This window comes from Streptomyces tendae (assembly GCF_008632955.1).
Lineage (GTDB): Bacteria > Actinomycetota > Actinomycetes > Streptomycetales > Streptomycetaceae > Streptomyces.
In genome coordinates this window covers 4,507,159-4,532,900 of record NZ_CP043959.1, presented here as the reverse complement: position 1 = coordinate 4,532,900, position 25,742 = coordinate 4,507,159, and the positions used below count along the sequence as shown (strand labels likewise).

At 72.4% G+C, this 25,742-nt stretch carries 24 protein-coding genes and 1 pseudogene; 9 read left to right on the top strand and 16 right to left on the bottom strand.

Annotated features, from left to right (window positions below; genetic code table 11):
- Positions 1–48: 48 nt before the first annotated feature.
- From F3L20_RS20825 to F3L20_RS20805, 5 genes are read right to left on the bottom strand one after another with little or no spacing between them, the layout of a single operon-like run.
- Positions 49–1,395 carry a cytochrome P450 gene (locus F3L20_RS20825; RefSeq protein WP_240810723.1) on the bottom strand — a complete coding sequence of 449 codons (1,347 nt, stop codon included), beginning with the start codon at positions 1,393–1,395 and terminating at the stop codon, positions 49–51.
- Between the two features lie 59 nt (positions 1,396–1,454).
- Positions 1,455–2,057 (bottom strand): GTP-binding protein, encoded by a 603-nt coding sequence (locus F3L20_RS20820; RefSeq protein WP_150155653.1) that lies wholly within the window; start codon positions 2,055–2,057, stop codon positions 1,455–1,457.
- Positions 2,032–2,406 carry a DUF742 domain-containing protein gene (locus F3L20_RS20815; protein WP_024887560.1) on the bottom strand — a complete coding sequence of 125 codons (375 nt, stop codon included), beginning with the start codon at positions 2,404–2,406 and terminating at the stop codon, positions 2,032–2,034. The genes F3L20_RS20820 and F3L20_RS20815 overlap by 26 nt, the downstream gene beginning before the upstream one ends.
- A complete protein-coding gene (locus F3L20_RS20810) occupies positions 2,406–2,804 on the bottom strand; it encodes a roadblock/LC7 domain-containing protein (protein ID WP_024887559.1) in 399 nt (132 codons plus the stop codon). Before F3L20_RS20810 ends, F3L20_RS20815 begins: the two co-directional genes overlap by 1 nt.
- Positions 2,801–4,012, bottom strand: coding sequence for an ATP-binding protein (locus F3L20_RS20805; protein WP_206338807.1), 1,212 nt, complete (start codon positions 4,010–4,012; stop codon positions 2,801–2,803). Before F3L20_RS20805 ends, F3L20_RS20810 begins: the two co-directional genes overlap by 4 nt.
- A gap of 487 nt (positions 4,013–4,499) precedes the next feature.
- Here F3L20_RS20805 and F3L20_RS34870 point away from each other — a divergent pair, with 487 nt between their 5' ends.
- The 5 genes and pseudogenes from F3L20_RS34870 (at position 4,500) to F3L20_RS20790 (ending at position 10,260) form a co-directional block, all read left to right on the top strand.
- A complete protein-coding gene (locus F3L20_RS34870; protein WP_240810722.1) occupies positions 4,500–5,756 on the top strand; it encodes a S8 family serine peptidase in 1,257 nt (418 codons plus the stop codon).
- A pseudogene (locus tag F3L20_RS34865) lies at positions 5,753–5,809 on the top strand (hypothetical protein); the annotation flags it as partial. The gene F3L20_RS34870 and the pseudogene F3L20_RS34865, both read left to right, overlap by 4 nt.
- Positions 5,810–6,092: 283 nt before the next feature.
- On the top strand, positions 6,093–8,273 hold the full coding sequence (locus tag F3L20_RS34860; RefSeq protein WP_240810721.1) for a hypothetical protein: 2,181 nt from the start codon (positions 6,093–6,095) through the stop codon (positions 8,271–8,273).
- Between the two features lie 134 nt (positions 8,274–8,407).
- The gene (locus tag F3L20_RS20795) at positions 8,408–9,412 is read left to right on the top strand and encodes a helix-turn-helix domain-containing protein (protein WP_150155652.1); all 1,005 of its coding nucleotides are present in this window, start codon (positions 8,408–8,410) and stop codon (positions 9,410–9,412) included.
- Between the two features lie 149 nt (positions 9,413–9,561).
- A complete protein-coding gene (locus F3L20_RS20790) occupies positions 9,562–10,260 on the top strand; it encodes a response regulator (RefSeq protein ID WP_150155651.1) in 699 nt (232 codons plus the stop codon).
- 89 nt (positions 10,261–10,349) lie between these two features.
- Here the strand turns inward: F3L20_RS20790 and F3L20_RS20785 are convergent, their stop codons facing one another.
- The 3 genes from F3L20_RS20785 to F3L20_RS20775 all read right to left on the bottom strand — a co-directional run bounded on the left by F3L20_RS20785 (position 10,350) and on the right by F3L20_RS20775 (position 12,881).
- Positions 10,350–11,561, bottom strand: coding sequence for a serine hydrolase domain-containing protein (locus tag F3L20_RS20785; RefSeq protein ID WP_150155650.1), 1,212 nt, complete (start codon positions 11,559–11,561; stop codon positions 10,350–10,352).
- 252 nt (positions 11,562–11,813) lie between these two features.
- Entirely contained in the window at positions 11,814–12,257 is a 444-nt protein-coding gene (locus F3L20_RS20780; protein WP_150157435.1) for a nucleotide triphosphate diphosphatase NUDT15, read from the bottom strand.
- Positions 12,258–12,407: 150 nt separating this feature from the next.
- Entirely contained in the window at positions 12,408–12,881 is a 474-nt protein-coding gene (locus F3L20_RS20775) for a carboxymuconolactone decarboxylase family protein (RefSeq protein WP_150155649.1), read from the bottom strand.
- Positions 12,882–13,174: 293 nt separating this feature from the next.
- On the opposite strand from F3L20_RS20775, the gene murQ reads away from it, so the two are divergent.
- Both murQ and F3L20_RS20765 read left to right on the top strand, forming a co-directional pair.
- A complete protein-coding gene (gene murQ / locus F3L20_RS20770; RefSeq protein ID WP_167534571.1) occupies positions 13,175–14,125 on the top strand; it encodes an N-acetylmuramic acid 6-phosphate etherase in 951 nt (316 codons plus the stop codon).
- A 39-nt stretch (positions 14,126–14,164) separates the two neighbouring features.
- Positions 14,165–15,694, top strand: a complete 1,530-nt coding sequence (locus F3L20_RS20765; RefSeq protein ID WP_150155648.1) for a PTS transporter subunit EIIC — start codon at positions 14,165–14,167, stop codon at positions 15,692–15,694.
- Between the two features lie 103 nt (positions 15,695–15,797).
- Here F3L20_RS20765 and F3L20_RS20760 read toward each other — a convergent pair whose 3' ends face one another.
- The 3 genes from F3L20_RS20760 to F3L20_RS20750 all read right to left on the bottom strand — a co-directional run bounded on the left by F3L20_RS20760 (position 15,798) and on the right by F3L20_RS20750 (position 18,863).
- The gene (locus tag F3L20_RS20760; protein WP_150155647.1) at positions 15,798–16,694 is read right to left on the bottom strand and encodes an RNA polymerase sigma-70 factor; all 897 of its coding nucleotides are present in this window, start codon (positions 16,692–16,694) and stop codon (positions 15,798–15,800) included.
- A gap of 50 nt (positions 16,695–16,744) precedes the next feature.
- Positions 16,745–17,899 (bottom strand): NAD(P)/FAD-dependent oxidoreductase, encoded by a 1,155-nt coding sequence (locus F3L20_RS20755; RefSeq protein WP_150155646.1) that lies wholly within the window; start codon positions 17,897–17,899, stop codon positions 16,745–16,747.
- Positions 17,900–18,020: 121 nt separating this feature from the next.
- A complete protein-coding gene (locus F3L20_RS20750) occupies positions 18,021–18,863 on the bottom strand; it encodes an RNA polymerase subunit sigma (RefSeq protein WP_150155645.1) in 843 nt (280 codons plus the stop codon).
- A gap of 204 nt (positions 18,864–19,067) precedes the next feature.
- Here F3L20_RS20750 and F3L20_RS20745 point away from each other — a divergent pair, with 204 nt between their 5' ends.
- A complete protein-coding gene (locus tag F3L20_RS20745; protein ID WP_150155644.1) occupies positions 19,068–19,799 on the top strand; it encodes an alpha/beta fold hydrolase in 732 nt (243 codons plus the stop codon).
- Positions 19,800–20,056: 257 nt separating this feature from the next.
- Positions 20,057–20,662 carry a lytic polysaccharide monooxygenase auxiliary activity family 9 protein gene (locus F3L20_RS20740; RefSeq protein ID WP_145828491.1) on the top strand — a complete coding sequence of 202 codons (606 nt, stop codon included), beginning with the start codon at positions 20,057–20,059 and terminating at the stop codon, positions 20,660–20,662.
- Between the two features lie 72 nt (positions 20,663–20,734).
- On the opposite strand, the gene F3L20_RS34855 is transcribed toward F3L20_RS20740, so the two are convergent.
- The 5 genes from F3L20_RS34855 to F3L20_RS20715 all read right to left on the bottom strand — a co-directional run bounded on the left by F3L20_RS34855 (position 20,735) and on the right by F3L20_RS20715 (position 25,725).
- The gene (locus F3L20_RS34855; RefSeq protein WP_240810720.1) at positions 20,735–20,890 is read right to left on the bottom strand and encodes a hypothetical protein; all 156 of its coding nucleotides are present in this window, start codon (positions 20,888–20,890) and stop codon (positions 20,735–20,737) included.
- Between the two features lie 375 nt (positions 20,891–21,265).
- Entirely contained in the window at positions 21,266–22,012 is a 747-nt protein-coding gene (locus F3L20_RS20730; protein ID WP_150155642.1) for an SDR family oxidoreductase, read from the bottom strand.
- A gap of 68 nt (positions 22,013–22,080) precedes the next feature.
- Positions 22,081–23,811, bottom strand: a complete 1,731-nt coding sequence (locus F3L20_RS20725; protein ID WP_150155641.1) for an L-aspartate oxidase — start codon at positions 23,809–23,811, stop codon at positions 22,081–22,083.
- A 399-nt stretch (positions 23,812–24,210) separates the two neighbouring features.
- Complete coding sequence (locus F3L20_RS20720; RefSeq protein ID WP_145828359.1) at positions 24,211–24,636, bottom strand: OsmC family protein; 426 nt, start codon at positions 24,634–24,636, stop codon at positions 24,211–24,213.
- 192 nt (positions 24,637–24,828) lie between these two features.
- Positions 24,829–25,725 carry an RNA polymerase sigma-70 factor gene (locus F3L20_RS20715; protein WP_150155640.1) on the bottom strand — a complete coding sequence of 299 codons (897 nt, stop codon included), beginning with the start codon at positions 25,723–25,725 and terminating at the stop codon, positions 24,829–24,831.
- Positions 25,726–25,742 lie beyond the last annotated feature (17 nt).

Below are 25,742 nucleotides of genomic sequence, written 5' to 3'. Positions count from 1 at the left end.
ACCTGCGTGGGTCATGTGTCGTTGAGTGTTGCACCTGTCACATGACCGTCAAACGCGGAAGACGTCCAGGAAGCTGCTCCAGAACCCCTTCCTGCGCGTGGAGGCCTGCCGGGACGGCTCGGACGGCGCCGCGGGCCCGGGCAGCACATCCGGGGCGGCGTCGGCCCGCTCGCGCAGCGCCGCGGCCGTACGGGTGGCCGGGGTGGGGCTGAAGGTCACCGGCAGCGACACCAGGGCGCGGTGGAACGGCCCCGGCCGCCATTCCAGTTCCTTCTCCGCCACCGCCAGGGTGAGGTCGGGCAGCGCGTTGAGCAGCCGCTCCACCGCGGTGCTCGCGATGACCTGCGCCGGGTCCTTGGCCGGACAGGCGTGCGGGCCCGCGCCCCACGCCAGGTGGGCACCCTTGCTGTGCGCGCGGCGGGCCTCCGCCAGCGCGGGGTCGGCGTTGGCGCCGGCGAAGGAGATGACGACCGGGGTGTCGGCCTCGGCCACATGACCGCCCAGATCGACGTCCCGCACCGGATAGTGGGTGGCGTAGTTGGCGATCGGCGTCTGGTTCCACAGCACGTGGTCCATCGCCTCCTCGATCAGCATGCCGCTCTGCCGGCCGCCCGCCCCGGACAGCAGCAGCATCAGCGAACTGCTGATGAGGCTGCGCTCCGGCTCGATGCCGGCCCCCATCAACAGCACCAGCTGGTCCTTGAGTTCCTCGTCGGTCAGCCCGGCGGGGTGCTGGATCAGCCAGGAGGTGACGTCGTCACCCGGCTGCCGGCGCTTCAGCGCGATCAACTGCATGAGCGACGCGGTGAGTTCCTCGTTCGCCCGCAGCGCGTCCTTGCCGTCGAAGATCGCCGACACAGCGGAGGTGACGGTGTCGCCGATGTCCGCGGGGCAGCCGAACAGCTTGTTGAACAGCAGCAGCGGCAGCAGCTTGGCGTAGTCGCCTATCAGGTCGGCCCGGCCCAGCTCGCTGAACCGGTCGATCAGGTAGTCGGCGATCGGTTCGACGTCACGCCGGATCCGCGTGGTGTTGAGCCGGGCCAGGCTGTCCACCACGGCCTTGCGCAGCCGCAGATGCACGGCGCCGTCGGTGAACAGACAGCTCGGCCGGTACGCCATCATCGGCAGCACCGGGCTGTCCAGGGGGACACCGCCCTCGTTCAGGGCCTTCCAGCGGCGGGCGTCACGGGCGAACAGCTCCGTGTTCTGCAGCACCCGCAGCGCCATCTCGTGCCCGACCACCAGGGTGGCGTCCACACCGGGGGCGAGCTCGACCGGACCGGCCGGGGCGTGCTCACGCAGCCCGTCGTACACCCGGTGCGGGTCGGTGGCGAAGGCCGCGTCGTGCATGGGGCATCTGCCGCCACCCGACGCGGACGTGGAGTGAGGTTCCATGAAGTCTTCCTTAGTGATCCGAAGGACCGGTGCCCCCGGCCCGGGCGGACGCGAGGAGGTCAGGCCGTGCGTTCGAGCAGGTGCCGCACCAGGGAGATCAGCGCCGTGGCGGACGACCGCTGGTCGCGCGCGTCGCAGTAGACGACCGGTGTGTCCGGCAGCAGGTCCAGCGCCTCGCGCACCTCCGCCTCCGCGTACGTGGTGGCGGGGTCGAAGCAGTTGACGGCGATGGCGTACTCCAGGCCGTACCCTTCGACCAGGTCGATGACCGGGAAGGTCTCCTCCAGCCGCGCCGGGTCGACCAGCAGCAGCGCCCCCAGTGCCCCGCGCGCCATGTCCTCCCACAGCTGCATGAAGCGCTGCTGGCCCGGCGTGCCGAAGAGGTACAGCACCAGGTCGTCGCTGAGGGTGAGACGGCCGAAGTCCAGGGCGACCGTGGTGGTGGTCTTGTCGGTGACCCCCCTGAGGTCGTCGACGTGGACGGACGCCTGGGTCATCTTCTCCTCGGTGCGCAGCGGAGTGATCTCCGACAGCGAGCCGATGAAGGTCGTCTTGCCCACGGCGAAGTGCCCGACGACGAGGATCTTTGCGGCGTTGGTCACCGCGCTGGAGACGTAGATGGACTTCTGGGCCGTCTCAGCCGATGAGGGATTGGAGTCCATTCAGAACCTTCTCGAGGGTCGCTCTGTCAACGTTCTGGGCCCGGGGCGGCTCGGCCCGGCGGAGCAGGTGCCCCTGTTCTGCTAAATCCGTGAGCAGCAGCCGGGCCACCCCGACCGGCAGGCCGAGGTGGCCCGCCACCTCGGCGACCGACAGGTAGCCACCCGAGCACAACTCCCAGATCGCCCTCACCTCGGGGCCGGCACCGAGCGGCATCGTCCGCTCGGGGGCCAGCGTGACCAGCGTGTGCAGCGCCAGTTCGTCCGAGGAGGGCAGGCTCCGGCCGCCGGTGATGACGTAGGAGCGGACGAAGTCACTGGTGACGGGTGATTCCTCGCCGGGTGCCGTCATCAGCCGACACCGTTGTCGGAGCGAGGCGCGATGCTCATCGCCTTGTTCAGCGCCGTCACCGTCTTCTGCATACGGAACGACATGGCCTCCATGTCGACGTCCACCGCCGCCGAGACCGCCAGGTAGGAGCCCTGTCCGGCCGCGATGAGGAAGATCCAGCCGCCGTCGTACTCCAGCAGCGTCTGCTTCCAGATCCCGTGCCCCGCACCGACGAAGCCCGCGACCGCACGGCTGAGGGACTGCATCGAGCTCATCGCGGCGGCGTTGGTCTCGGCGTCGTCGCGTGAGATGTCGTCCGAACGCTGGAGCAGCAGGCCGTCACCCGACACGAGGATCGCGTGCCGGGCGCCGCGCACCTCGAGGACGTCGTTCAGCACCCACGACAGGTCGGTGTTCACTGGTGGTCAGGTCCTTCCGTGGTGTTCGTGGTCCGTCCGAGCTGGGTGCCGCGTGCGAACGCCCCCAGGCGCGACGCGGTCACCTCGCCCGACGACTCGGTGGTCTCCTCGTCGAGGTCGGTGGTTTCCGGCGGGGCCGGCACCACCGCGATGGGGCCCTGGCGGCGGCGCCGCTTGGGCAGCCCGCCGGACGTCGTGCCCACCACGCGTGACGGGCCCACGGGGACCGGCGTCAGGCGCTGGGGGGTGCTCTCCTGCTCCTGCTCGGCGGGCTCCTGCTCCGGCTCGGCAGGCGCGACGACATCGGCGGACAGCAGCTCGTCGGGGACCCGGATCACCGCGCGCACACCGCCGTACGGGGACACCGAGCCGACGGAGACGGCGAAGCCGTAGCGGTTGGCGAGCATGCCGCACACCGCGAAACCGAACCGGGGCGGGTCGCCGAGACCGGTGATGTCGACCGGGCCGTCGGCGGACAGCAGCGTCGCCGCCCGGTCCTTGGTCTCCTGGTCCATGCCCAGACCGGCGTCGTCGACGATGAAGCACACACCCGTCGGCACGGCCTGGATGTTGACCTCCACCGGGGTGCCGGGGGCGCTGTACGTCGTGGCGTTGTCCAGCAGTTCGGCCAGCACCACGGCCACCGGTTCGACCGCCTTGCCGGCCACGGCGACGCTCACCTGGGCGTGGATGCTCACCCGGTTGAAGTCCCTGATGCGGCCCTGGGCGCTGCGGGCCACGTCGTAGACGGTCGCCGCGCCGTCGCGCCGGCCCAGCCAGCCGCCGCACAGCACCGAGATGCCCTTGGCGCGGCGGCTGAACTGGCTGCCGGTGTGGTCGACCGACATCAGGTCGGCCAGCACCTCGCTGTCGTTGCCGTACTTCTTCAGCAGTCCGTCGAGGAGCAGTTGCTGTTCCTCGGCCAGCGACTGCAGGGTGCCCATGGCCGACTTGAGCACGGCCTTGGTCGACGACTCGGCGTCCGCCCGCACCTCGGCGAGCTCACCCCGGTGACGTGTGTCCAGCGAGGTGATGTGGGTCTGCAGTTGCTCGATCCGGCCCTGGGCCTGGCCCAGACCCGATTCCAGGTCCTTCCTCGTTCTTCGGAGAGCCAGATTGGTCCTCCGGGCGCGCAGCACTGCGAGGACCGCAGCGGCGAGCACCACCAGCAGGATCCACAGCAGTGGATCCTCGATCAATGACGTCATGAGACTCTCTTCAAGTCGCATCGCGTCGGCAGCATGACAGGTCCGCACACACGGGAATCCGGTCCGGGCCGTCGAGCGGCGCGGACCCACGGCGGGACAAGCCTCAACTCCTCAGCGATGGGGCCTTAGAGACTGTCCCCCGTACGCGTTCATGACGCGTCGCCAGCCTGCTGAAAGTCCGATGATCGTATCAGGATCGGGGTGGCAACACGCCTGGTCCCGATGCTACTTGACAACCCTTACGAGACGTTCACACAGAGGGCTTGCGCCGCGCCGTGGACGAACCTCCTGACCGGGCCCGCGAGTTCGCCGGCCGACATGTCGCCGTTGCGACATGTCCCACCTGTGCCACGGCGAAACGGTGACACCGCCTCCGTCCGCGGCGGACTCTGTGCAGCACCGACGGCACCGCGGGCCGCGTGAACAGCAGGAGAACGCGACGTAGGACACGCCGCGTACGACGGAGGGCACAGAAGTGAAAAGACGGATGCGTATCGCGGCGGCCGTCGCGGCGGGGCTGACCCTGTCCGCCGGCGCCGTGACACCGGTCGCGGCCGACCCGGGGGGCGGCCCGGCGGCCGCCACCGACCGGACGGCCGCCACCCGGGGCACGGCCGCCACGGCAGCGGACACCGGCGCCACCGTGCGCCTGATCACCGGTGACCGGGTCACCGTCCGCACGGACGCGAACGGCCGGCACACCGCCTCGGTGGTGCCGGGGGAGGGACGGCGGCACATCCTCTTCCGCACGATCGAGGAGGACGGACAGCTCACCGTCCTGCCGTCCGACGCGGCCGGGCTCGTCACGGCCGGGCGCCTGGACCGCGGCCTGTTCGACGTCACTTCGCTGATCGCCCAGCGCTACGACGAGGCGCACAGCGACACCCTGCCGCTGATCGTCGGCGACGGCGCGGGCGTGCCGGACTCCTCGCTGCGGCGCCTCACGGGCCTGGCCGCCGAGGGGACACCGGTCCGCCGCCTGGAGACCATCGACGCCGACGCCGTACGGGTCCCGGCCGAGGACCTCGGCGCGTTCTGGAAGCGTCTCGCCCCCGCCGGCGACGGCTTCTCCCGCGCCGCCGCCGTGCCCCGCGTGTGGCTGGACGGCCGGGTGCGCGCCGCCCTGGACCGCAGCACCGCGCAGATCGGCGCCCCCGAGGTGTGGAAGTCCGGTCACCGCGGCGAGGACGTCAAGGTCGCCGTCCTGGACACCGGCGTCGACGCCACCCACCCCGACCTGACCGGACGCGTCAGCGAGGCGCAGGACTTCTCGGGCAGCTCCGGCACCGGCGACGCCTTCGGTCACGGCACCCACGTCGCTTCCATCGTCGGCGGTTCCGGCGCCGCCTCCGGAGGCTCCCGCAAGGCTCCCGCAAGGGCGTCGCCCCGGCGCCGACTGCTGATCGGCAAGGTCCTCGGCGACGACGGCTTCGGCACCGAGTCCCAGGTCATCGACGGCATGGAGTGGCCGTCGCCCGGGCGCCGACGTGGTCAACATGTCCCTCGGCTCGGACGCGCCAGCGACGGCACCGACCCGATGAGCCAAACCCTCAACGAACTCTCCGCGCCTCCGGCGCGTTGTTCGTCGTCGCCGCGGGCAACGCCGGCCCGGCCCAGGGACGATCGGATCCCCCGCCGCCGCGGACGCCGCCTCACGGTCGGCGCGGTGGACCGGGACGACTCCCTCGCGGACTTCTCCAGCGCGGCCCCCGGACCGGTGACGACGCGGTCAAGCCCGACGTGACCGCGCCCGGCGTCGGCATCGTGGCCGCACGCGCGGCCGGCACCACCATGGGCCAGGTCGTGGACGCCTCGTACGTGGCCGCCTCCGGCACCTCGATGGCGGCCCCGCACGTGCGGGCGCCGCCGCGCTGCTGGCCCAGCAGCACCCCGACTGGACCGCGAGCCGCATCAAGGACGCGCTCACCAGCACCGCCCGCCCAATCGAGGGGCAGCTGGTCACCGAACAGGGCGGCGGCCGTATCGACGTCGCCCGGCGGCCCGCACACCGGTCGTCGCCACCGCGACCCTGGCCCTCGGCACGTACGGGACCGACGACACCGGCACCCGCACGCACACCGTGCGCTACACCAACGTCTCCGGCTCGGACGTCACCCTGGGCCTGCGCGCCGCCCTCGCCACCAGCACCGGACGGCAGATCGCCGACGGCGTGCTGACCCCCGGCTCCCGCACCGTCACCGTCCCGGCCGGCGGCACCGCCGAGGTGCCGCTCACCGTGGACCCGGCGCGCGCCGCCAAGGGCGACTACTACGGCCACCTCACGGCCACCGCCGCCGACGGCTCGGTCAGCGTGCACACCACGCTCAGCCTCGTCGTGCGCGGCCCGGTGCACCGGCTCAAGGTCGTCTCGTACGACAACGACGGCAACCGCGTCGACGCCCTGCCGATGATCTGGGGCGCCGAGGGCTTCGTCGGCTACACCGACCGGGACAACGCCGTCGCCGAGGTGGAGGAGGGCACCTACCAGCTGACCTCCGGCAGCATCGAGCGGGTGGACGGCGAGGAGGTCCTGCGGCAGGTCGTCCTGCCGGACATCAAGGTCACCAAGGACACCACCGTCGTGGTCGACCCGCGCAGGACGGTCAAGGTCGAGATCCGCACCCCGAGGCCCGCCGAGCAGCGCGGTGTCCTCAGCTACCAGACGTACCGCAAGATCGACGGACACGCCTGGATCGACGGCACGATGTACTTCGACATCGCCACCGCGCTCTACGTCAGCCCCACCCCCGAAGTCACCGACGGCACCTTCGAGTTCGCCTCCCGCTGGCAGCTCGTCGCCCCGCTGCTCGAAGCCGGCGTGGCCGGCGGGGCCGGTCTCGACGCCTACTACATGCCCCAGTCGCCCCTGTTCGACCAGCGGGGCGAGCGGCTTCGGGCGGTGGACGCGGGCACCGTGGAGTCACCCGACTTCCGCCGGGCTCGCGGTCTGCTCGCCGTCGTCACCGACGAGCGGGGAGAGGCCGGCCCGCAGCTGGCGCAGCGGGCGGCCGCGGCCGGCGTCCGCGCCGTGCTGGTCGTGAACTTCTCCACCACCGGCTGGACGCGCTGGACGCCGCACGGGGAGCGCTGGGAGGTGCCCGTCGTCCGCATCGGCTCCGACGCCGGTGCCGACCTGCTGAAGCGCATCCAGCGGCGCACCACCACCGTCGCCTTCGGCGGCACCGCGCGCAGCCCCTACCTGTACGACGTCATGCAGATCAGCGAGGGGCGCATCCCCGAGCGCGTGGTCCACTCCGTGTCCGGACGTAACAGCGCCGTGGTGCGCTCCGAATACCCGGACAACGGCGGGGTGGAGTGGGCCGCCGAGCAGCGGTTCGCCCGTCGGCCGTACCAGGAGTTCACCTGGTTGCAGTACACCCGCCACGTGCCGACCGCGTTCACCCGCACCGAGTACGTCAGCTCCGGCACCACCGAGTGGGAGCACCTGGTGCACCACCGGACCGTCGGCGACGTCGACTCGCCGCTGAACGCCGGACTCAGGGACACGCCCCGCACCTACCGCGCCGGTGAGCAGGTGCGCGAACGGTGGCAGGGGGCCGTGGTCCGGCCCTCCGTCCCGCGCGCGGGCGTCCCCGCCACCGTCCGGGACGGGAACGTGATGCGGCTGCGCGTCCCGGAGTTCACCGACTCCGCCTCCGGCCACTGGTCGCGGCTGACCCCCGGCGACGGCACGGGCATCGGCGTACGGGCGCCCGCGCCGGAGACCGCCTCGGCCGAGCTCACCCGCGACGGCAGGAAGCTGGCCGACCTCGCCGACGCCTGGCAGGAGGTCGAGGTGCCCGCCGGCGACGCCGAGTACCGGCTGCGCCTGCGCACCACCCGCGACTCGGCGGAGTGGACGTACGGCACCGCGACCGACACCACCTGGACGTTCCCGTCCGGCCCGACCGCCGCCGCGGCCGCGCTGCCACTGCTCCAGGTCGACTACGACGTCCCGGTCGACGAGCACAACGCCGTCGGGCGCGGCAGGTCCCACACCCTGCTGCTGACGGTCCGCCACCAGGACGGTCTTGCCGCGCCGCGCGGGGTGCGCACGACGGTCGAGGTCTCCTACGACGACGGCCGGCGCTTCACCGAGGTGCCGGTGCGGGCCGGCAAGGAGGGCACCTTCGCGGCCACCGTCACCCGGCCGGCCGGCGTCCGGGGTGACGCGTTCGTGACCCTGCGCGTCACGGCGCGGGACGCGGCCGGTGCCTCGGTCCGGCAGACCGTGACCCGGGCGTACGGGCACCGCGGCTGACCCACGGGAGTCGCCTGAGGTCCCGGGTGCGGCGGGGGAGCGGACGTCACGGTCCGTCCCTCCGCCGCACACCGCGATGTTGTACGGTATTCAACGGTTCAAGCGATTGAATACCGCCGTCCGGGGAGGGCGCCGTGACGTTGGAGGCCGCCGGAGTCACCGGGCCCGAAGAGACCGTCTACCGTCTGCTGGTGACGATGGGCAGGGCCACGGCCCAGGAGGTCGCCGACCGGTCCGGCCTCGACCTCGCCCACACCCGGCACGTGCTGGACGCGCTGGCCGCCAAGAACATGGCCAGCCAGAGCGACGGACTGCCCCGGCACTACCGCGCCACCCCTCCCGACGTGGCGCTGCTGCCCCGCCTCAAGCGCCGGGCCGACGCGCTCGACGTCGCCAGGGCCGAGGCGACCGGCCTGCTGGAGTCCTACCGCGAGACCATGCGCCGTCAGGACCACGGCCAGCTCATCGAGGTCATCACCGGCGCCGAGGCACTGCGCCAGCACCTGCGGCAGATCCAGGACGGCGCCCGCGACGAGATGCTGTGGTTCTGCAAGGCCCAGTACGTGGCGATGCCGTCGGGCAGCAACCGCTCCGAGTACGAGGCACTGGGCCGGGGCGTGCGCTACCGCGTGCTGTACGAGAAGGCGTTCTTCGACGACGAGGGCGCCGTGGATAACGTTGTCGAGGGCGTCCGCGCAGGGGAACTGGCCCGTGCCGTGCCCCATCTGCCGCTGCGGCTGGCCGTGGCGGACCGCGCCATCGCGATCTGCCCGCTGGTCCCGGGCGGCCCCTACGGCAGCCCCGAGGAACCCACGTCCGCGCTGGTCCGGGACAGCAATCTGCTCGCCGCCTTGATCGCCCTCTTCGAACGCTACTGGGAGGACGCCGTCCCCCTGGTCGTCGACGACACCGGCGCCGTCGCGGGCACCGACGGAGCCGGCGGCCCCGACCCGCTCGGCGCCACCGACCGGCGGCTGCTCGCGCTGCTGGTCGCCGGGGTGGCGGACAAGGCGGTCGCCACCCAGATGGGGCTCAGCCGGCGTACCGTGCAGCGCCGCATCCAGCGCATGATGGAACTGGCCGGGGCCACCACCCGGATGCAGCTCGCCTGGCAGGCAGCCCGGCGGGGCTGGCTCTGACCCGGAGCGAGGCGGGCGCCGACAGACGCCTCCGGGCGGGTGGAGACGGCAGGGAATCGGCGGAACAGGGCCGAACGGCCCTGGCCGTCCGGCCCTGGACCGGCGAGGATCCTGACGGAACACGCCACGCGCAGAGCAAGGAGCACTTGATGGCGGACGGCGAGCAGCCTGGACCCGACCACCCGATCAGGGTCTTCCTCCTGGACGACCACGAGGTGGTCCGGCGCGGGGTGCACGACCTGCTGAACGACGAACCCGACATCACGGTGGTCGGCGAGGCCGCCACCGTCGAACAGGCCCTGGTCCGCGTCCCCGCCCTGCGTCCGCGGGTCGCCGTCCTCGACGTCCGGCTGCCCGACGGGGACGGCGTCACCGTGTGCCGCGAACTGCGCTCCCGGATGCCCGACCTGGCCTGTCTGATGCTCACCTCCTTCGACGACGAGGAGGCCCTGCTGGACTCGATCATGGCCGGCGCCTCCGGCTACGTCCTGAAGCAGATCCGCGGTTCCGACCTCGTGGAGGCGGTCCGCACGGTCGCTCGCGGCCAGTCGCTGCTCGACCCGAGCGCCACCACCAAGCTGATGGCCCGGCTGCGCGGCGGCCCGCAGCAGGAGCCGGCGGAGCCGGACGCCCTGCCGGGGCTCACCGACCGGGAACGGGAGATCCTCGCGCTGATCGGCGAGGGGCTCACCAACCGCCAGATCGGCCAGCGCCTCTACCTCGCGGAGAAGACCGTGAAGAACCACATCTCGCGGCTGCTGGCCAAGCTCGGGGTGGAGCGGCGCATCCAGGCCGCCGTGATCGCCACCGAGGCCCGTGACCGCCTGCGGCACGGAAACGGCCACTGACCGACGGGCGCGGCGACGGCCACCGAACGCCGTGGGCCCCGGCCGGACGGATGTCCGGCCGGGGCCCACGGCAACACGGTCCCGACGCGTCAGTCGCGGGCGATCTGCGGGGCGATGTCCTCGGTGAACCGGCCGGTGGACGCGGCGGCGCGCCGGACGGCCGCGGCCGGGTCGGTGCCGCAGAACGAGGCGTCCAGCGTGGCGCCCAGCGTGGTGTTCACCGTGCCGTTGTTGGACGTGTTGGCCAGCGAGGCCATGCTGCGGCGGCCGTCGCTCGTGGTGAAGGCGTACGTGTAGTAGCCCTGCACGGTGCCCGTGTGCCCGTAGACGGTGGTGCCGCAGGACAGCGTCCGGCCGCGCAGCCCCAGCCCGTAGGACTGCTTGCCGTCCGCGGTGACCGGGACCATGGCGGTCATCTCGTCCAACTGCTCGGCGGGCAGCAGCTTTCCGGACAGCAGCGCGGAGAAGAACCGGTTGAGGTCCCTGGCGTCGGAGATGACCGCGCCCGCGGACTGCGCCCAGGAGACGGTCTGCTCGGTGGAGTCGACCAGCGGCAGCGTGGTGTCGTCCTGACGGAGGTAACCACGGGCGTACGTACCGGAGATGGTCGTCCGCGGGTGGACGTACGACGTGTTCCTCAGCCCCAGCGGCTTGAAGATGCGCTTCTGGTAGTGGGTGGCGATCGGCGTCCCCGTGACGTGCTCGACGAGCGCGCCGATGACGACGAAGTTCGTGTTGGAGTAGCTGTAGGCGGCGCCCGGCGTGTTGTTCAGCGGCCGCTCGGTCGACAGGTCGATGAGTTCCTGGTAGCTGAAGACCTTGGTGCGCACCGCCTCGAAGCCCGGCACAGTGTTGTAGAACATGTCGTTCGTGTAGTCGTACAACCCGCTGCGGTGGCTGAGCAGATGACGCACCGTGATGCGGTCGTCGGGCAGCGGCTGCGGCAGGTAGCGGTTGGCGGGGGCGTCCAGGTCGACCCGTCCCTCGGCCGCCAGCTGGAGCAGCACCACCGTGGTGAAGGTCTTGCTGACACTGCCCACGCGGAACCGCCGCCCCGTGTCCATCGGCGTGTGGGCGGCGGTGTCGGCCTCACCGGTGGCGACGTGGTAGCTCTTGCGGCCCTCGTCGATCCGGGTCAGGGCACCGGGAGCGCCCTGGGCCAGCGCCTTCTCGTGCACCGCGGCCACGGCGGCGAGGTCGGGCGCGGGCAGGGACGTGCTGTCGGCGAGGGCGGGGGAGGCCGCCAGTGTGACGATCAGTGTGGAGCCGGCGAGCGCGACGCTCACGTCTTTGATCCGCATCCGCATCTTTCCTGGGTGTGGGGGACGGACAGGCACCTGCGGCCGGAACACCGATTCAACTTCCCTTGGTCGCAGGGAAGTTGACTGAGTCACAGAAGGCCACGGCGGCAACGTCTGCATCGTAGTCCACCCGCGCCACGGTGATCCGGGGAACGACGCACCGCCGCGCCGGATGGCCGGTTCTCGCGGGTGAGCCCCGGACCTGGGAAAAGCGGCACCGATGTGTTCCCCGCTTCGTGCCGGGACGGCCGTTCACGCGCGCTCGGGCGTCCCCCCGTCGATCCGGTAGTGACGCGTTCCGGCCGCCCCGCGGGGAGCCGGAGCCGGCCACACGCAGTCCAGCACCGAGGCCGACGGGCCGAACAGCGCGGACGGCACCTCGTCGCGCGGGAACCACTCCCAGCGCACGATCTTGTCCGGCTCGGTGACCACGGGCGTGCCCGCCGCTCCCTCGGCGACCGCCGCGGCCGTGACCCGGGTCAGTCCCTGGAGGCCGTCCACCACGAGCGCCAGGACCCGTACGGCCGTCACCGGCACGGACAGCGCGGTCTCCTCCGCCAGTTCCCGCGCCGCGGCGGTCTCGAAGTCCTCGCCCGGGTCCACCTTGCCGCCCGGCAGCTCCCACCGGCCGTCGTGCCCGAGTCCGAGCAGGACGCGCCCGGTGTCGTCGAGGACGGCGACGCCGACCCCCGTCATGCTGTGGGGCGCGGGGCGGGCGCGCTCGGGGCGCTCGGCGGCGTGTTCACTCCTGTTCACCGGTCCCTTCTACACCCCCGCGTGGGGGAGGGGAGCCGCGACCCCCACGATGTCCGTGGGGGTCGGGAGCCGGGGACGGGGGCCAGGGGGTCAGCCGAACTGGCCGGGCTGGTAGTCGCCTGCGGGCTGCTGGTTGATGACGTTGATGCGGTTGTAGGCGTTGATGATCGCGATCAGGGAGATCAGCGCGGCGAGCTGTTCCTCGTCGTAGTGCTTGGCGGCGTCGGCCCAGACCTCGTCGCTCACTCCGCCGGCGGTGTCGGCGATGCGGGTGCCTTCCTCGGCGAGTGCGAGGGCGGCGCGCTCGGCGTCGGTGAAGACCGTGGCCTCGCGCCAGGCGGCGACCAGGTTGAGGCGCTGCTGGGTCTCGCCCGCGGCGGTGGCGTCCTTGGTGTGCATGTCGGTGCAGAAGCCGCAGCCGTTGATCTGGCTGGCGCGGATCTTCACCAGCTCCTGGGTCGCGACGGGCAGCGGCGAGTCGTGCACCGCCTTGTTCGCCGAGTTGATGTGCCGCAGCACCTTCCCCGCGAGCGCGTTGCCGAAGAAGTCGATTCGAGCGTCCATGGTCTGTTTCACCCTCCAAGATGCGGTTGCACTCCGTTGACCGCGCAGGCACCGGACCTGTGACCGCCCTGCGGTGTGACGCACGTCACTGATCCGGGCTTGTGCAGGTGGGAGACGCGGTGGCGAGGCTGGTGAGGGGGCGCCGCCGCCGGGGACACCCCCCGCGAGGGTGTCCAGGTGGCCGCCGGAGTCGTGATCGGACCTTTGCCTCCCGACCCTTGACGCGCGCCATGGCTGAAAATATCTTTCAGGCTCAAGTGAGCTACCGAAAGTAAATTTCGACATCGAGGAGTGTGACCGTCGTGCCCGCCGCAGACGCCGTGGAGAACGGCCGGTTGCGTGAGCAACTCGCCACCATGACCACGGAGGCCCACCGCCCCGAGCTGGCGGACATCGACCGCCTGCCCACCCTCGACATCGCCCGCTTCATGAACGCGGAGGACGCCACCGTCACCACGGCGGTCGCCGCCCGGCTGCCGCAGATCGCCGCCGCGATCGACGGCGTCGCCGAGCGGATGGCCCGGGGCGGCCGGCTCGTCTACGCCGGCGCGGGCACGGCCGGCCGGCTCGGCATCCTCGACGCCTCCGAGTGCCCGCCCACCTTCAACACCGACCCCGCGCAGGTCGTGGGGCTGATCGCGGGCGGTCCGACCGCCGTGGTCAACGCCGTCGAGGGCGCCGAAGACCGTGAGGACGCCGCCCGCGAGGACCTGGACGCCCTGGCCCTGACCGCCGACGACGTGGTCGTCGGCATCTCCGCCTCCGGCCGCACGCCGTACGCCGTCGCGGCGGTCCGGCACGCCCGCGCCCTCGGCGCGCTCACCGTCGGCCTGTCCTGCAACGAGGACAGCGCGCTCGCCGCCGCCGCCGACCACGGCATCGAGGTGGTGGTCGGCCCCGAGACGCTGACGGGCTCGACCCGGCTCAAGGCGGGCACGGCGCAGAAGCTCGTGCTCAACATGATCTCGACCATCACCATGATCAAGCTGGGCAAGACCTACGGGAACCTCATGGTCGACGTCCGGGCCTCCAACGAGAAGCTCAGGGCGCGCGCCCACCGCATCGTCTCCCTCGCCACCGGTGCCCGCGACGAGTCCGTCGAGACCGCGCTCGCCGACAACGAGGGAGAGGTGAAGAACTCCATCCTCACCCTCCTGGCGTCCGTGGACGCCCCGACCGCAGCCCGCCTGCTGCAGGACGCCCACGGGCACCTGCGCAAGGCCCTGGAAGCCGCAGCCGCCTGACGCGGCCTGCCCCACCTCACAGCAAGGCATGACCGCACCATGAGCGAAGAGAACAAGCATCGCGCCACTGCTGCCGCCATCCTTCCCCTCGTCGGAGGCGCGGGGAACGTGACGTCGGTGGCCCATTGCATGACCCGGCTGCGGCTCGGGCTGCGCGACCGGTCCCTGGTACAGGAGGAGGCACTCAAGGCACTGCCCGCGGTCATGGGGGTCGTCGAGGACGACACCTACCAGATCGTGCTGGGCCCGGGCACCGTCGCCCGTGTCACCCCGGAGTTCGAGGCCCTGGTCGAGGAGGGGCGCGCCGGCGCCCCCGAGGAGCCCGCCGCTCCCTCGGGCGGGGCCGACCCGGTGACCGCCGAGGAGCTGGCGGCGCAGGGCGCGGCGCTCCGGGCGGAGCGGAAGGCGAAGAACGCCACGCCGTTCAAGCTGTTCCTGCGGCGCATCGCGAACATCTTCGTGCCGCTGATCCCCGCGCTCATCGGCTGCGGCATCATCGCCGGCCTCAACGGCCTGCTCGTCAACCTGGAGTGGCTGCCCGCCGTCACCCCGGCCCTGGCCGCCATCGCCTCCGGCTTCATGGCGCTGATCGCCGTCTTCGTCGGCTACAACACGGCCAAGGAGTTCGGCGGCACCCCGATCCTCGGCGGCGCCGTCGCGTCGATCATCGTCTACGCCAAGGTGGCCGACGTCGAGGCGTTCGGCCAGCACCTGTCCCCGGGCCAGGGCGGTGTGCTCGGCGCGCTGGGCGCGGCCTGCCTCGGCGTGTACGTCGAGAAGCGGTGCCGGCGCTGGGTCCCCGAGTCCGTCGACGTACTGGTCACCCCCACCGTCACGGTGCTGGTCTCCGGTCTCGCCACGCTGTTCGGGCTGATGTTCCTGGCCGGTGAGGTGTCGACCTGGATCGGTGACGCCGCCGACTGGCTGCTGGCCCACGGCGGCGCGGGCGCCGGGTTCCTCCTCGGCGGTCTGTTCCTGCCGCTGGTCATGCTGGGCCTGCACCAGGCGCTGATCCCCATCCACACGACGCTGATCGAAGGGGACGGCTTCACCGTCCTGCTGCCGATCCTCGCCATGGCGGGTGCGGGACAGGTCGGCGCGGCCGTCGCGATCTACTTCCGGCTGCCCCGCAACACGTCGATCCGCACGACCATCAAGTCCGCGCTGTGGCCGGGCTTCCTCGGTGTCGGCGAGCCGCTGATCTACGGTGTCTCCCTGCCCCTCGGCCGGCCGTTCGTCACCGCCTGCGCGGGCGGCGCGTTCGGCGGTGCCTTCGTCGGCCTGTTCAACCAGTTGGGCACGGACGTGGGCTCCACCGCGATCGGCCCGTCCGGCTGGGCGCTCTTCCCGCTCCTCGACGGCAACCACGGTCTCGGACAGACCATCGCCGTCTACGCGGCCGGCCTGGTCGTCGGCTACGTGGCGGGCTTCGTCGCGACGTACTGGTTCGGCTTCACCAAGACCATGCTCGCCGAACTGAACGTGGCCCCCGACGCGCCGACGCAGGAGCGGCCCGCGCCGGCTCCGGCGCCGGCTCCCGCGGGCGAGCGGGTCGCCGAGAAGGTCTGACCCCCGGCCGGGACCCCGGCCGACCGCACGCCACTGGGCCGTCCCCGGCAAGGGGGGGGCGGCCCGGTGCCGTTCGCGCGGCGGGCCGGGACCGCGGGGCCGCTCAGCGGGAGACGAGCGAGGTCTCGGACTCGACCCGCGTGAGCTTCTCCGGGTTGCGCACGTAGTAGAGGCGCGTGACCCGGCCGTCCTCCACCCGGGCGGTCAGCACGCCGTCGATCCCGCCGTCCAGGCGCAGGACGAGTCCCGGGTTGCCGTTGACCGTGGTGGCCTCACCGGTGAGGACGCCGCCGGCCTTGCCGAGGCTGCCCGCCATGTAGCGGAGCACCTTGCCCGCGCCGACGACCGGCCGCAGGGCCGCGAGCCTGAGCCCGCCGCCGTCGCTGACGAAGACGACGTCAGGGGCGAGCACGTCGAGCAGCCCCCGCAGATCGCCGGTTTCCAGAGCCGACCGGAACGAGGCCAGCGCCGCCCGGGTCTCCTCCGCGGACGCCGTGGTGCGCGGGCGGCGGGCGTTCACGTGCTGCCGCGCGCGGTAGGCGATCTGACGTGCCGCCGCGGGGCTCCTGCCGATCGCGGCCGCGATGTCGTCGTGCTCGAAGGCGAAGACCTCGCGCAGGACGAAGACGGCACGTTCCACCGGGGACAGGGATTCCAGGACGTACAGCAGCGCCAGGGACAGGTTCTCGGACAGCTCGGCGTCCTCCGCCACGTCCGGCGCGGTGAGCAGGGGCTCCGGCAGCCAGGGGCCGACGTACGTCTCCTTGCGCCGTTTCAGGGTGCGGAGCCGGTTGAGCGCCTGCCGGGTGGTGATCCGGACCAGATAGGCGCGTCGGTCCCGCACCTGGTCCAGGTCGGTCCCGACCCACCGCAGCCAGGTCTCCTGGAGGACGTCCTCGGCGTCCGCCGCGGATCCGAGCATCTCGTACGCGACGGTGAACAGCAGGTTCCGGTGGGCGAGGAAGGCCTCGGTCGCGGGGTCGGTGACGTGGTCGTTCATGGGGTGTGCCGCTCTCTCGTGGCCGGCCCCGCGACGGAGGCCGCCGGTGTTCAGGCCGAAGCGTCGCGGAGGTCGGGTCCGCCGCGGGGCGTCCGCGGACCGGCCTTGCGCGCGCCGGACGCCAGCTGGCGCAGGGGGAACCGGCAGGCGATCTCCTTGACGCGGGCAGCGGGCCGCCCGCTGAGGTGCAGCGCGTTCACCCGGTCGTCCAGGGAGGAGAACTGGGTGACGCCCTCCGCCCGTCCGAGGCTCAGGCACTGCCCGGCGAACAGCGGCCGCACGGGCGTCGGCGTCTTCCCCGCGATCCGGCGTAGGACGGTGTCGGCGGCCCCCGTGCCCAGCTGCACGGCGGCCTGGCAGCTCATCCGCACCGGCCGGCCGAGGATCGTCCCGGCGTCCCCGGCGGCGACGATGCGGACGTCGTCCACGCTGGTCAGCGTCGCGTCGGTCACCAGACGGCCGTCCGCGTCCGTGGTCAGCCCGCTGCGTGCGGCCAGGTCCGGAACCCGGAAACCGGCGGTCCAGACGGTCACCGCGCCGGGCACGTCGCGGCCGTCGTCGAGCCGGACACCGTCGCGGGTCACCTCCGTCACCCGCGTCCCGGCCCCTTCCAGCACGGCCACCCCCAGCGCCGCCAGACGGCGGGCCACCCGGCGCCGGCTCCCGGCGTGCAGCGAGGGAGCGAGCACACCCCCGCAGACCAGGGTCACGAAGCGTCCCGCCTCCGCCAGTTCGGCCGCGGTCTCCACGCCGGTCAGGCCCGCCCCGACCACGGTCACCGGAGCGGTCGCCGGCACCTCGGCCAGCGTCGACCGCAGCCGTCGCGCGCCGTCGAGGTCCGCGACCGCATGGGCGAACTCCGCCGCTCCGGGCACGCCGGGGACGGAAGCGCCGCTGCCCACGGCGTGGACCAGGTAGTCGTACGACAGGGTGGCACCGCCGGCCAGGGACACGCGCCGCTCCTCGGCGGCGATCCGGGTCGCGGCGTCGACGACCAGGCGGACGTCGCCGCCCAGCACCTCCCCGAAGCTCTCGACGGCGTCGTCGGAGCCGGTGACCACCTGGTGCAGGCGGATCCGCTCGACGAAGTGGGGCCGCGGATTGACCAGCGTCACCGACACGCCCGCCCGCCGCGCCAGGCGGTTGGCCGCCTTGACGCCGCCGTACCCGCCGCCCAGGACGACCACTTCGATGTTCTTGCTCACGTTGTCTCCTGTCGTGAAATCGGACCTCGGCCTGGAGACACCGGCCGGGCCTCCGGTGTCACACCCGCTGAGGTATGGCGTGGCTCACGCCGGTCCGGCCGCCGGGGGAGGGCGGTGGCCGTCACGGGCGCCCGGGATTGAAGGAGCGGAGCTTGTCGGGGTTGAGGACCACCCAGACCTGGACCACGTGGCGGTCGGCGACGTCCAGGCTGATGACCGCCGCCACCTGCTGCTCGTAGCGGACCACCAGACCGGTGCGCCCGTTGACGGAGTGCGTGTCGAGGGTGGTGCGCGGATGCCGGGCCAGCAGCCGCAGCACGCTGCGGGCGACCTGGGCGTCGCCGTGCACCGGTCCCACCAGTGCCCGCACCTTGCCGCCGCCGTCGAAGACGGCTGTCGCGTCCGGAGCCAGCAGCGACGCGAGCAGTGCCTCGTCCTCCTCGGCACAGGCCCGCCGCACCGCGTGCGCCATCACCTCGTGCTGCCGGGCCGACGAGGACCGCACCGGGCGCTCCGGCACGACACGCTCCGCTTCGTCGGCCGGGGTGGTGGGGCCGGTGTCCGGGAGCCGTCGTACCTCGGCGACCGTCTCCCGCGTCGTTCCGAGGACGTCGTCGAGGACCAGGCCGGCCCGTTCGGCGGGTGTCAGGGAGTCGAGGGCCGACAGGCGGAGGCCGGCGGGCCGCTCTTCCGGCCCGCTCTCCGCCCCGGGCAGGCCGCCGTCCCGGTCGGGGAGCGCCAGGCGGGACAGACAGAGATCACCCACGACACCGGCCAGCCAGGAGCGAGGCGTCCCGATACGCTCCCGCTCGTCGTCGGACAGCCCGTACCAGCGGCGGTAGCACTCGTCGACGGCGCTCTCCGCTTCACGGCCGCTGCCGAGGAGCCAGCGCGCCATGGCCACGAGCTGCCGCCGCTCGTCGAGGAGGTCGGCGATCGGCAGGCCGTCGTCGATGCGGCTCATGCCCACCTCCCTCGCGCGCCCGCACAGCGGCGGAAACCGCTGGACCAGGGAGACCGGACAGGCGCCCGTCCTGTGACACCCGGGGCGCGGCGATCCGCCCCGGACCCACCGGATGTCACACGAAAAGCCGCGTTCCGGACAACGGGTCGAAAGGTGACGACGTTCCGCCGGCCTCGGCGGGCCGCCTTCGACGAGAGGTCTCCCATGACCAGCCGTTCCCCTTCCCGCAAGCCCACCGTGGTGCTCGTCCACGGCGCCTTCGCCGACTCCACCAGCTGGAACGGTGTGGTGCGGACCCTGCGGCACGAGGGCCACCCGGTGGTGGCCGCCGCCAACCCGCTGCGCGGACTGCGCAGCGACGCCGCCTACGTCGGGGAGGTCCTGGCGGGTGTCGACGGTCCCGTCGTCCTCGTCGGCCACTCCTACGGAGGGTCGGTCGTCACCGCCGCCGCACGGGCCGCCGACCACGTGCAGGCGCTCGTCTACGTCGCCGCGTTCATCCCCGACATGGGCGAGAGTGCGCTCGACCTGGCGGCCCGGTTCCCCGGCAGCAGCCTCGGGGAGGCGCTGCACCCCATGCCGGTCACCCTGCCGGACGGCTCGCCGGGAGTGGACTTCACCATCGAACAGGACCTGTTTCCGCACCAGTTCGCCGCAGACGTCCCGGAGGACGTGGCCCGGCTCATGGCCGTCACCCAGCGGCCCGTGACCGGCGCCGCGCTGGAGGAGGCCGCACCCGAACCCGCCTGGCGGACGCTGCCGTCCTGGGCGGTGGTGGCCACCGAGGACCTCAACATCCCGCCGGCCGCCCAGAGGTTCATGGCCGAGCGGGCCGGCGCCCACGTGGTGGAGGTCCGGGCCTCACACGCCGTGAGCGTCTCCCGCCCGGAGGACGTCGCCAGGACGGTGACGGAGGCGTCGTCCGCGACCACCTGACCGCCCCCGCCCCGGAGGGCGGGCCGGGACACGCACCGGCCCGCCCTCCTCGGCCGCAACCCGCCACGCGGGAGCTTCGGACCTCTGCTCGAAATGGTTTCGTTTCGTCCATGAAACCTGCACCCCCACCGCCTACCTTTGGGAGCGCTCCCATCACGTTTCACCCACAGGATTGGAGTCATCCCCCCATGCACAACTCGCATTTATCCGCCGGTATCCACCGGCCGGCACGCCGTCGCCTCTTCCAGGCGTTCCTGATGCTGTTCGCCGTGGTGGCCGGCGCACTGTCGTGGTCGGGCACCGCCCAGGCCCACGGTTCGGTCGTCGGTCCCGCCTCCCGCGCGTACCACTGCTGGGAGGCATGGGGCAACGACCACATGAACCCCGCGATGGCGGAGCAGGACCCCATGTGCTGGCAGGCCTACCAGGCCAACCCCAACACGATGTGGAATTGGATGAGCATGCTCCAGGACGGGCTCGGCGGCCAGTTCGAGGCGCGGATCCCCGACGGCAAGCTCTGCAGCAACAACCTCTCGAACTTCGAGAGCCTGAACCGGCCCGGTGCGTGGAAGACCACCACCGTCGGTGACAACTTCTCGGTCCACCTGCACGACCAGGCGTCCCACGGTGCGGACTACTTCAAGGTCTACGTGAGCAAGCAGGGCTTCGACCCCAAGACCCAGACGCTGGGCTGGGACGACCTGGACTTCATCACGCAGACGGGCCGCTTCGCCCCGGCGCAGGACATCACGTTCCCCGTCCAGACCTCCGGGTACTCCGGACACCACATCGTCTTCACGATCTGGCAGGCCTCGCACCTCGACCAGGCCTACCTGATGTGCAGCGACGTGAACTTCGGCTGAGCCGCCCGGCGCACGACGGCCCGGTCCGGTGAACAGTTCACCGGACCGGGCCGCTCCGCGCACGGCTCCGGGTCAGGCCGGGAGGAACGCCGGCCACCAGGACGGGACGTTGCCCGGACAGTACGGCGCGGGATAGTCCGGCATGCCGAGCCACGTCACCACGAACCAGGTGAACGACAGGGTGAAAAGCACCCCCGCCGTCAGGGCCGCCCCGCGACTGCGCCTCACGAGAGCGCCGTACAGGATCGCGCACGGTATGGCGGCCGCCACCCATACAAGAGGCACGAGGAACAGCAACGTCATGCCGTTGGCCGCCGAGCCCGAACCGACGTCACACGCGGCCCACGCCCTCCCGACGACGGCAACGGACACCACACAGGTCAGTCCCCCGAAGAGCACACCAGGACCGACGCCGCGAGCCCAGAAGCCCGACGAACTGGCCGCGCGCACACCCACGTTCCCCCCCCCGTTCAGCTGTGCGGGTCGTCAGCCGACAGTAACCCGACAGGAGACCTGTCCCGTGGTGATCAGGGTCCGGCCGGACGTCTTCCCGTGCCCGTGGGCCCCCGCCCGGTGGCGGGGGCCCACGGGAACCGGCGGGCGCTACTGCTGTGTCGCCAGCCAGTCCGCGTACGTCGTGGTGGAGAGTTCGGCGTCGGGGCCCGGGAGGAGGGTGGACTCCTCCACGGGGGCACCCGAGTAGCCGGCCTCGGGGTCCGTCACGATCGGGCGGGGATCGCCCGCGGCCGTGAGTGCCGTGCGCAGCGGCTCCTCCAGCGGCACCGCCTCCGGGCCGCCGATCTCCACCATCCCGTCGACGGGCGTGGCGACAGCCGCGCGGGCCACCGCCGCGGCCACGTCGTCGGAGGCCATCGGCTGGAACTTCGCCGGAGGCACCCGCACCGTGCCGTCGACCGTCGACAGGTCCGCGAGCCCCTTCATGAACTCGAAGAACTGCGTGGCGTGGACGATCGTGTACGGCATGCCGGAAGCGGTGATCAGGTCCTCCTGCGCCTGCTTGGCACGGAAGTACCCGCTCGCCTGCAACCGGTCCGTGCCCACCACGGACAGGGCGACATGGTGGGCCACGCCGGCCTCCTCCTCGGCCTTCAGCAGATTGCCGGTGGAGGTGCGGAAGAACTCCATGACGGCGTCGTCCGCGAAGGAGGGCGAGTTCGACACGTCCACGACGACCGAGGCGCCTTCCAGGACCTCGGCCAGGCCCTCACCGGTGAGTGTGTTCACCCCGGTGTTGGGCGCGGCCGGGACCGCCTGGTGACCCTGTGCGTCGAGCTGGGCGACGACCTTGGAGCCGATGAGCCCGGTACCGCCGATCACTACGACCTTCATGACGGAATCCTTTCGATGGTGATGGTGATGGTGAGGAAGTGGAGCTGTTCGAAGGGGAGTCGCATCGCCTACTCCGCGAGCTTGCCGTCCGTCGGCACCTCCTCCATCAGGGAGGCGATCTCCGGCGGAACGGGCGGAATGCTCTCCCGGGTGATGCCGCTGACCGGCGACCACACGAGGTTCACCCGCAGCCCCGGATCCATGTCCGGGTAGTCGCTGCGGTTGTGACAGCCGCGCGTCTCACGGCGCTCCAGCGCCGCCTCGAGGGTGGCCCGCGCGGCCAGCGCCGCCGCCTTGAGGTCGAAGGCGTGCGCGAGATCCTGGAAGCCGGCGATGTCCGGATGCACCCCGACGTCCTCCATCCGCTTCTCGATCGCGGCGAGTTCGTCCAGCCCGGCCCGCAGCCCCTCCTCGTCGCGTACGACGCCCGCATGCTCGGTCATGGTGTTGCGGAGGGCGCGCTGCAGCGCGCGGACGTTCTCCGGACCGTCCGCGGCCAGCAGACCGTCGACCTCCGCCCGCGCCTCGGCGACGGCCGCCGCCGAACGGGGCTGCGCGGTCAGTGACTCCGAGTACGCGGCGGCCGCCTGCCCGGTGATACGGCCGTAGACCAGCAGCTCGATCAGGCTGTTGCCGCCGAGCCGGTTGGCGCCGTGCAGACCGCTGGACGCCTCGCCGATGGCGTACAGCCCGCGGACGTCGGTGCTGTGGTCCTCCGGCCGGACCCACACGCCGCCCATCGAGTAGTGCGCCGTGGGGGCGACCTCGATCGGGTCGCGGGTGATGTCCCGCATCTGCAGGTCCAGCAGCGTCTGGTAGACCCGCGGCAGCCGCTTCATGATCGTCTGCCGGGGCAGGTGGGAGACGTCGAGCCACACACCGCCCTTCGCCGTGCCACGGCCCTCCTTGATCTCCGTGTACGACGCCAGGGCGACCCGGTCGCGGGTGGACAGCTCCATGCGCTCGGGGTCGTAGCGGCTCATGTACCGCTCGCCGAGCGCGTTGCGCAGGATGCCGCCCTCGCCGCGCGCGGCCTCGCTGACCAGGGTGCCCGCCGCGTTCTCCGGCTCGATGATCCCGGACGGGTGGAACTGCACCAGTTCCGGGTCACGCAGCCGGGCCCCCGCCTCCACGGCGAGCCGGAAGGAGTCCCCGGTGTTCTCGTCGCGCCGTGACGAGGTGCGCCGCCAGATCCGGGTGTGCCCGCCCGCCGCGAGGACGACCGCGTCGGCGTGGACGAGGTAGCGGGTGCCGTCCGTCAGGTCGAAGCCGTACGCACCGAACACGGCGCCCTCATGCGTCAGGATCCGGGTGATGTACACACCCTCCAGCACCGGTATCCGCAACTGCTCGGCCCGCCGGACGAGGGTGCGCTGGATCTCCAGGCCCGTGTAGTCACCGGCGAAGGCGGTACGGCGGAACTTGTGCGCGCCGAAGAAGCGCTGGGAGATGCGGCCGTCCTCCTCCCGGGCGAAGGCCATGCCGTAGCGCTCCAGGTCGTCGATGCCCCGCGCGGCGCCCCGGGTGACGATCTCGGTGGTGCGGGGGTCGCCCAGCAGGTAGCTCTCCTTCAGCGTGTCCGCCGCGTGCTGCTGCCAGCTGTCCTCGGGGTCCATCGTGGCCAGGGCCGCGTTGATGCCGCCGGCGGCGAGGGAGGTGTGCGCGTCGTCCTTGGGGCGCTTGCCGACGGCCAGGACGTCGACACCGGCCTCGGCCAGTTCGATGGACGTCCGCAGGCCGGCCCCGCCGGTGCCGATGACCAGCACCGTGGTGGCAAGACGTTGTTCGGTGGCAGCCACGATTGCTCCGATCGTTGAGGTGTTTCACCGACTACGACCGGACGGCCGCACGGGTTGTGACACCTCGGCGCCGCGCACACGCTCCCAGGATGCGCCCGCCGGGAGCCTGGAGCGACTCGTGCACGGACGCGCACCCGCCGTCCGGCGCGGGCCGGCGGGTGCGCGGGCCGGCTGCCCCGGCCCCCTCCGGGCACGGGGACGGCCGGACCCGCCGGGCACGGAGACCGCCCGGACCCGTCCTCCGGGTCGCACCCGCACGCCCGCCTGGCCCCGGGCCCCGCCCCGCGCGGGCGTCGCCCGGCGCCGAGCGCCGGGGCGGAGCACTCGCGGCCGGCTCCGCCCCGCTCACGGCAGGAGCGGTACGCGCCGCGAACCTGCTGCCCGCAGTCCGCCCCGGCGTCACTCGGGCAGCGGCCTCGGCGCCGCGATCCGGCGCACCGTCGTGACCACCGTGGGTACGGTGGCCACCGACACGTCCCCCGTGATCAGGCGCTGCACCGGGCAGCGGCCGGCCACCTTCAGCAGCCGCTCCACCTGGGAGGGCTCCAGTTCACCGGTCAGCCTGACGTGCTTGACGATCTGGCCGCGCGACCCGAACCGCACGTCCACGCCGACGTGGTCGAGCCGCCAGCCCTGCCGTCCGGCGTACGCGCGGACGGCCATCGAGGTGCACGACCCGAGGGCGGCCAGAAGCAGTTCCCCGGGGGTGGGGCCGGTGTCCGAGCTCAGCGGTTCGGGCTCGTCCGCGGTCAGCAGATGCGGTCCGACCGTGATGGAACGGGCCAGGCGCCCGCCCTCACGGACGGACACGGTGCGTCCGGTCATGATCCTGCCTCTCGGTGGTCCTGCGGGTCACCCACCAGACAGAAAGGATCACGCGCTTGTGACATGCCGCCCGCGAGCGCGGGCGCGGGACGGGACCGCATGCACGGAAGAGAGCCATGTGACGCGGCACGGGACCGTCCGCACGCGGGGACGACGCGCCGAACGGAACGGCCCACCCGCGCGCCGGGAGGGTCAGGCGCCGAGCGACTCCACGTACGGCGCCAGCTTCTCCGGGTTCATCACCCACATGATCCGGTCGATGCCGTCCGCGGACGCGTCGACGGACAGCAGCGCCACCGGGCCGCCGCCGGCGGTGACGAGGACGGCCGGGCGGCCGTTGGCCTCCACCCAGCGGGTCTCGGCCGGCGGCCAGAAGCGCGGTGCGAAGGCGGCCAGGTACTTGGACACGTGCGGCCGTCCGACCACCGGGATGCGCGAGGCGCCGCGGATGCCGCCGCCGTCGGCGTAGCTGACGACGTCGGCGGCCAGGACGTCCTCCAGCACCCGCAGGTCGCCCGTCTGGGCCGCCGCGAGGAACACCTCGAGCAGCCGCCGGTGATCGGCGGGACTGACCGGCTCCTTGCGCTCGGCCGCCAGGTGCTTGCGCGCGCGGCTCACCAGCTGCCGGGTGTTGGCCTCACTGGTCTCCAGGATCTCCGCGACCTGCCGGTACGGGTAGTCGAACGCCTCCCGGAGCACATAGGCGGCACGCTCCACCGGGTTCAGCTTCTCCAGCAGGAGCAGCACCGCCATCTCCAGCGCCTCGGCCCGCTCCGCGCCCAGCTGCGGGTCGTGCCGGGTGTCGACCGGCTCGGGCAGCCACGGACCGACGTACGACTCGCGCCGCACCCGCGCGGACTGTGCCACGTTGATGGCGAGCCGCGCGGTGATCGTGGTCAGGAAGGCGGTCGGTTCCTTGACGCCGGACCGGTCGGTGTTCTGCCACCGCACCCAGGTCTCCTGGAGGACGTCCTCCGCCTCCGCGGAACTGCCGAGCACCCGGTACGCGATCCCGAACAGCTGCGGGCGGGCCGTGAGGAAATCCTTCGTCGCCCGCTCAAGGGAGTCCGCCTCGTCCCGAGCGTCCATGGTCGTCCTTCCGGCTC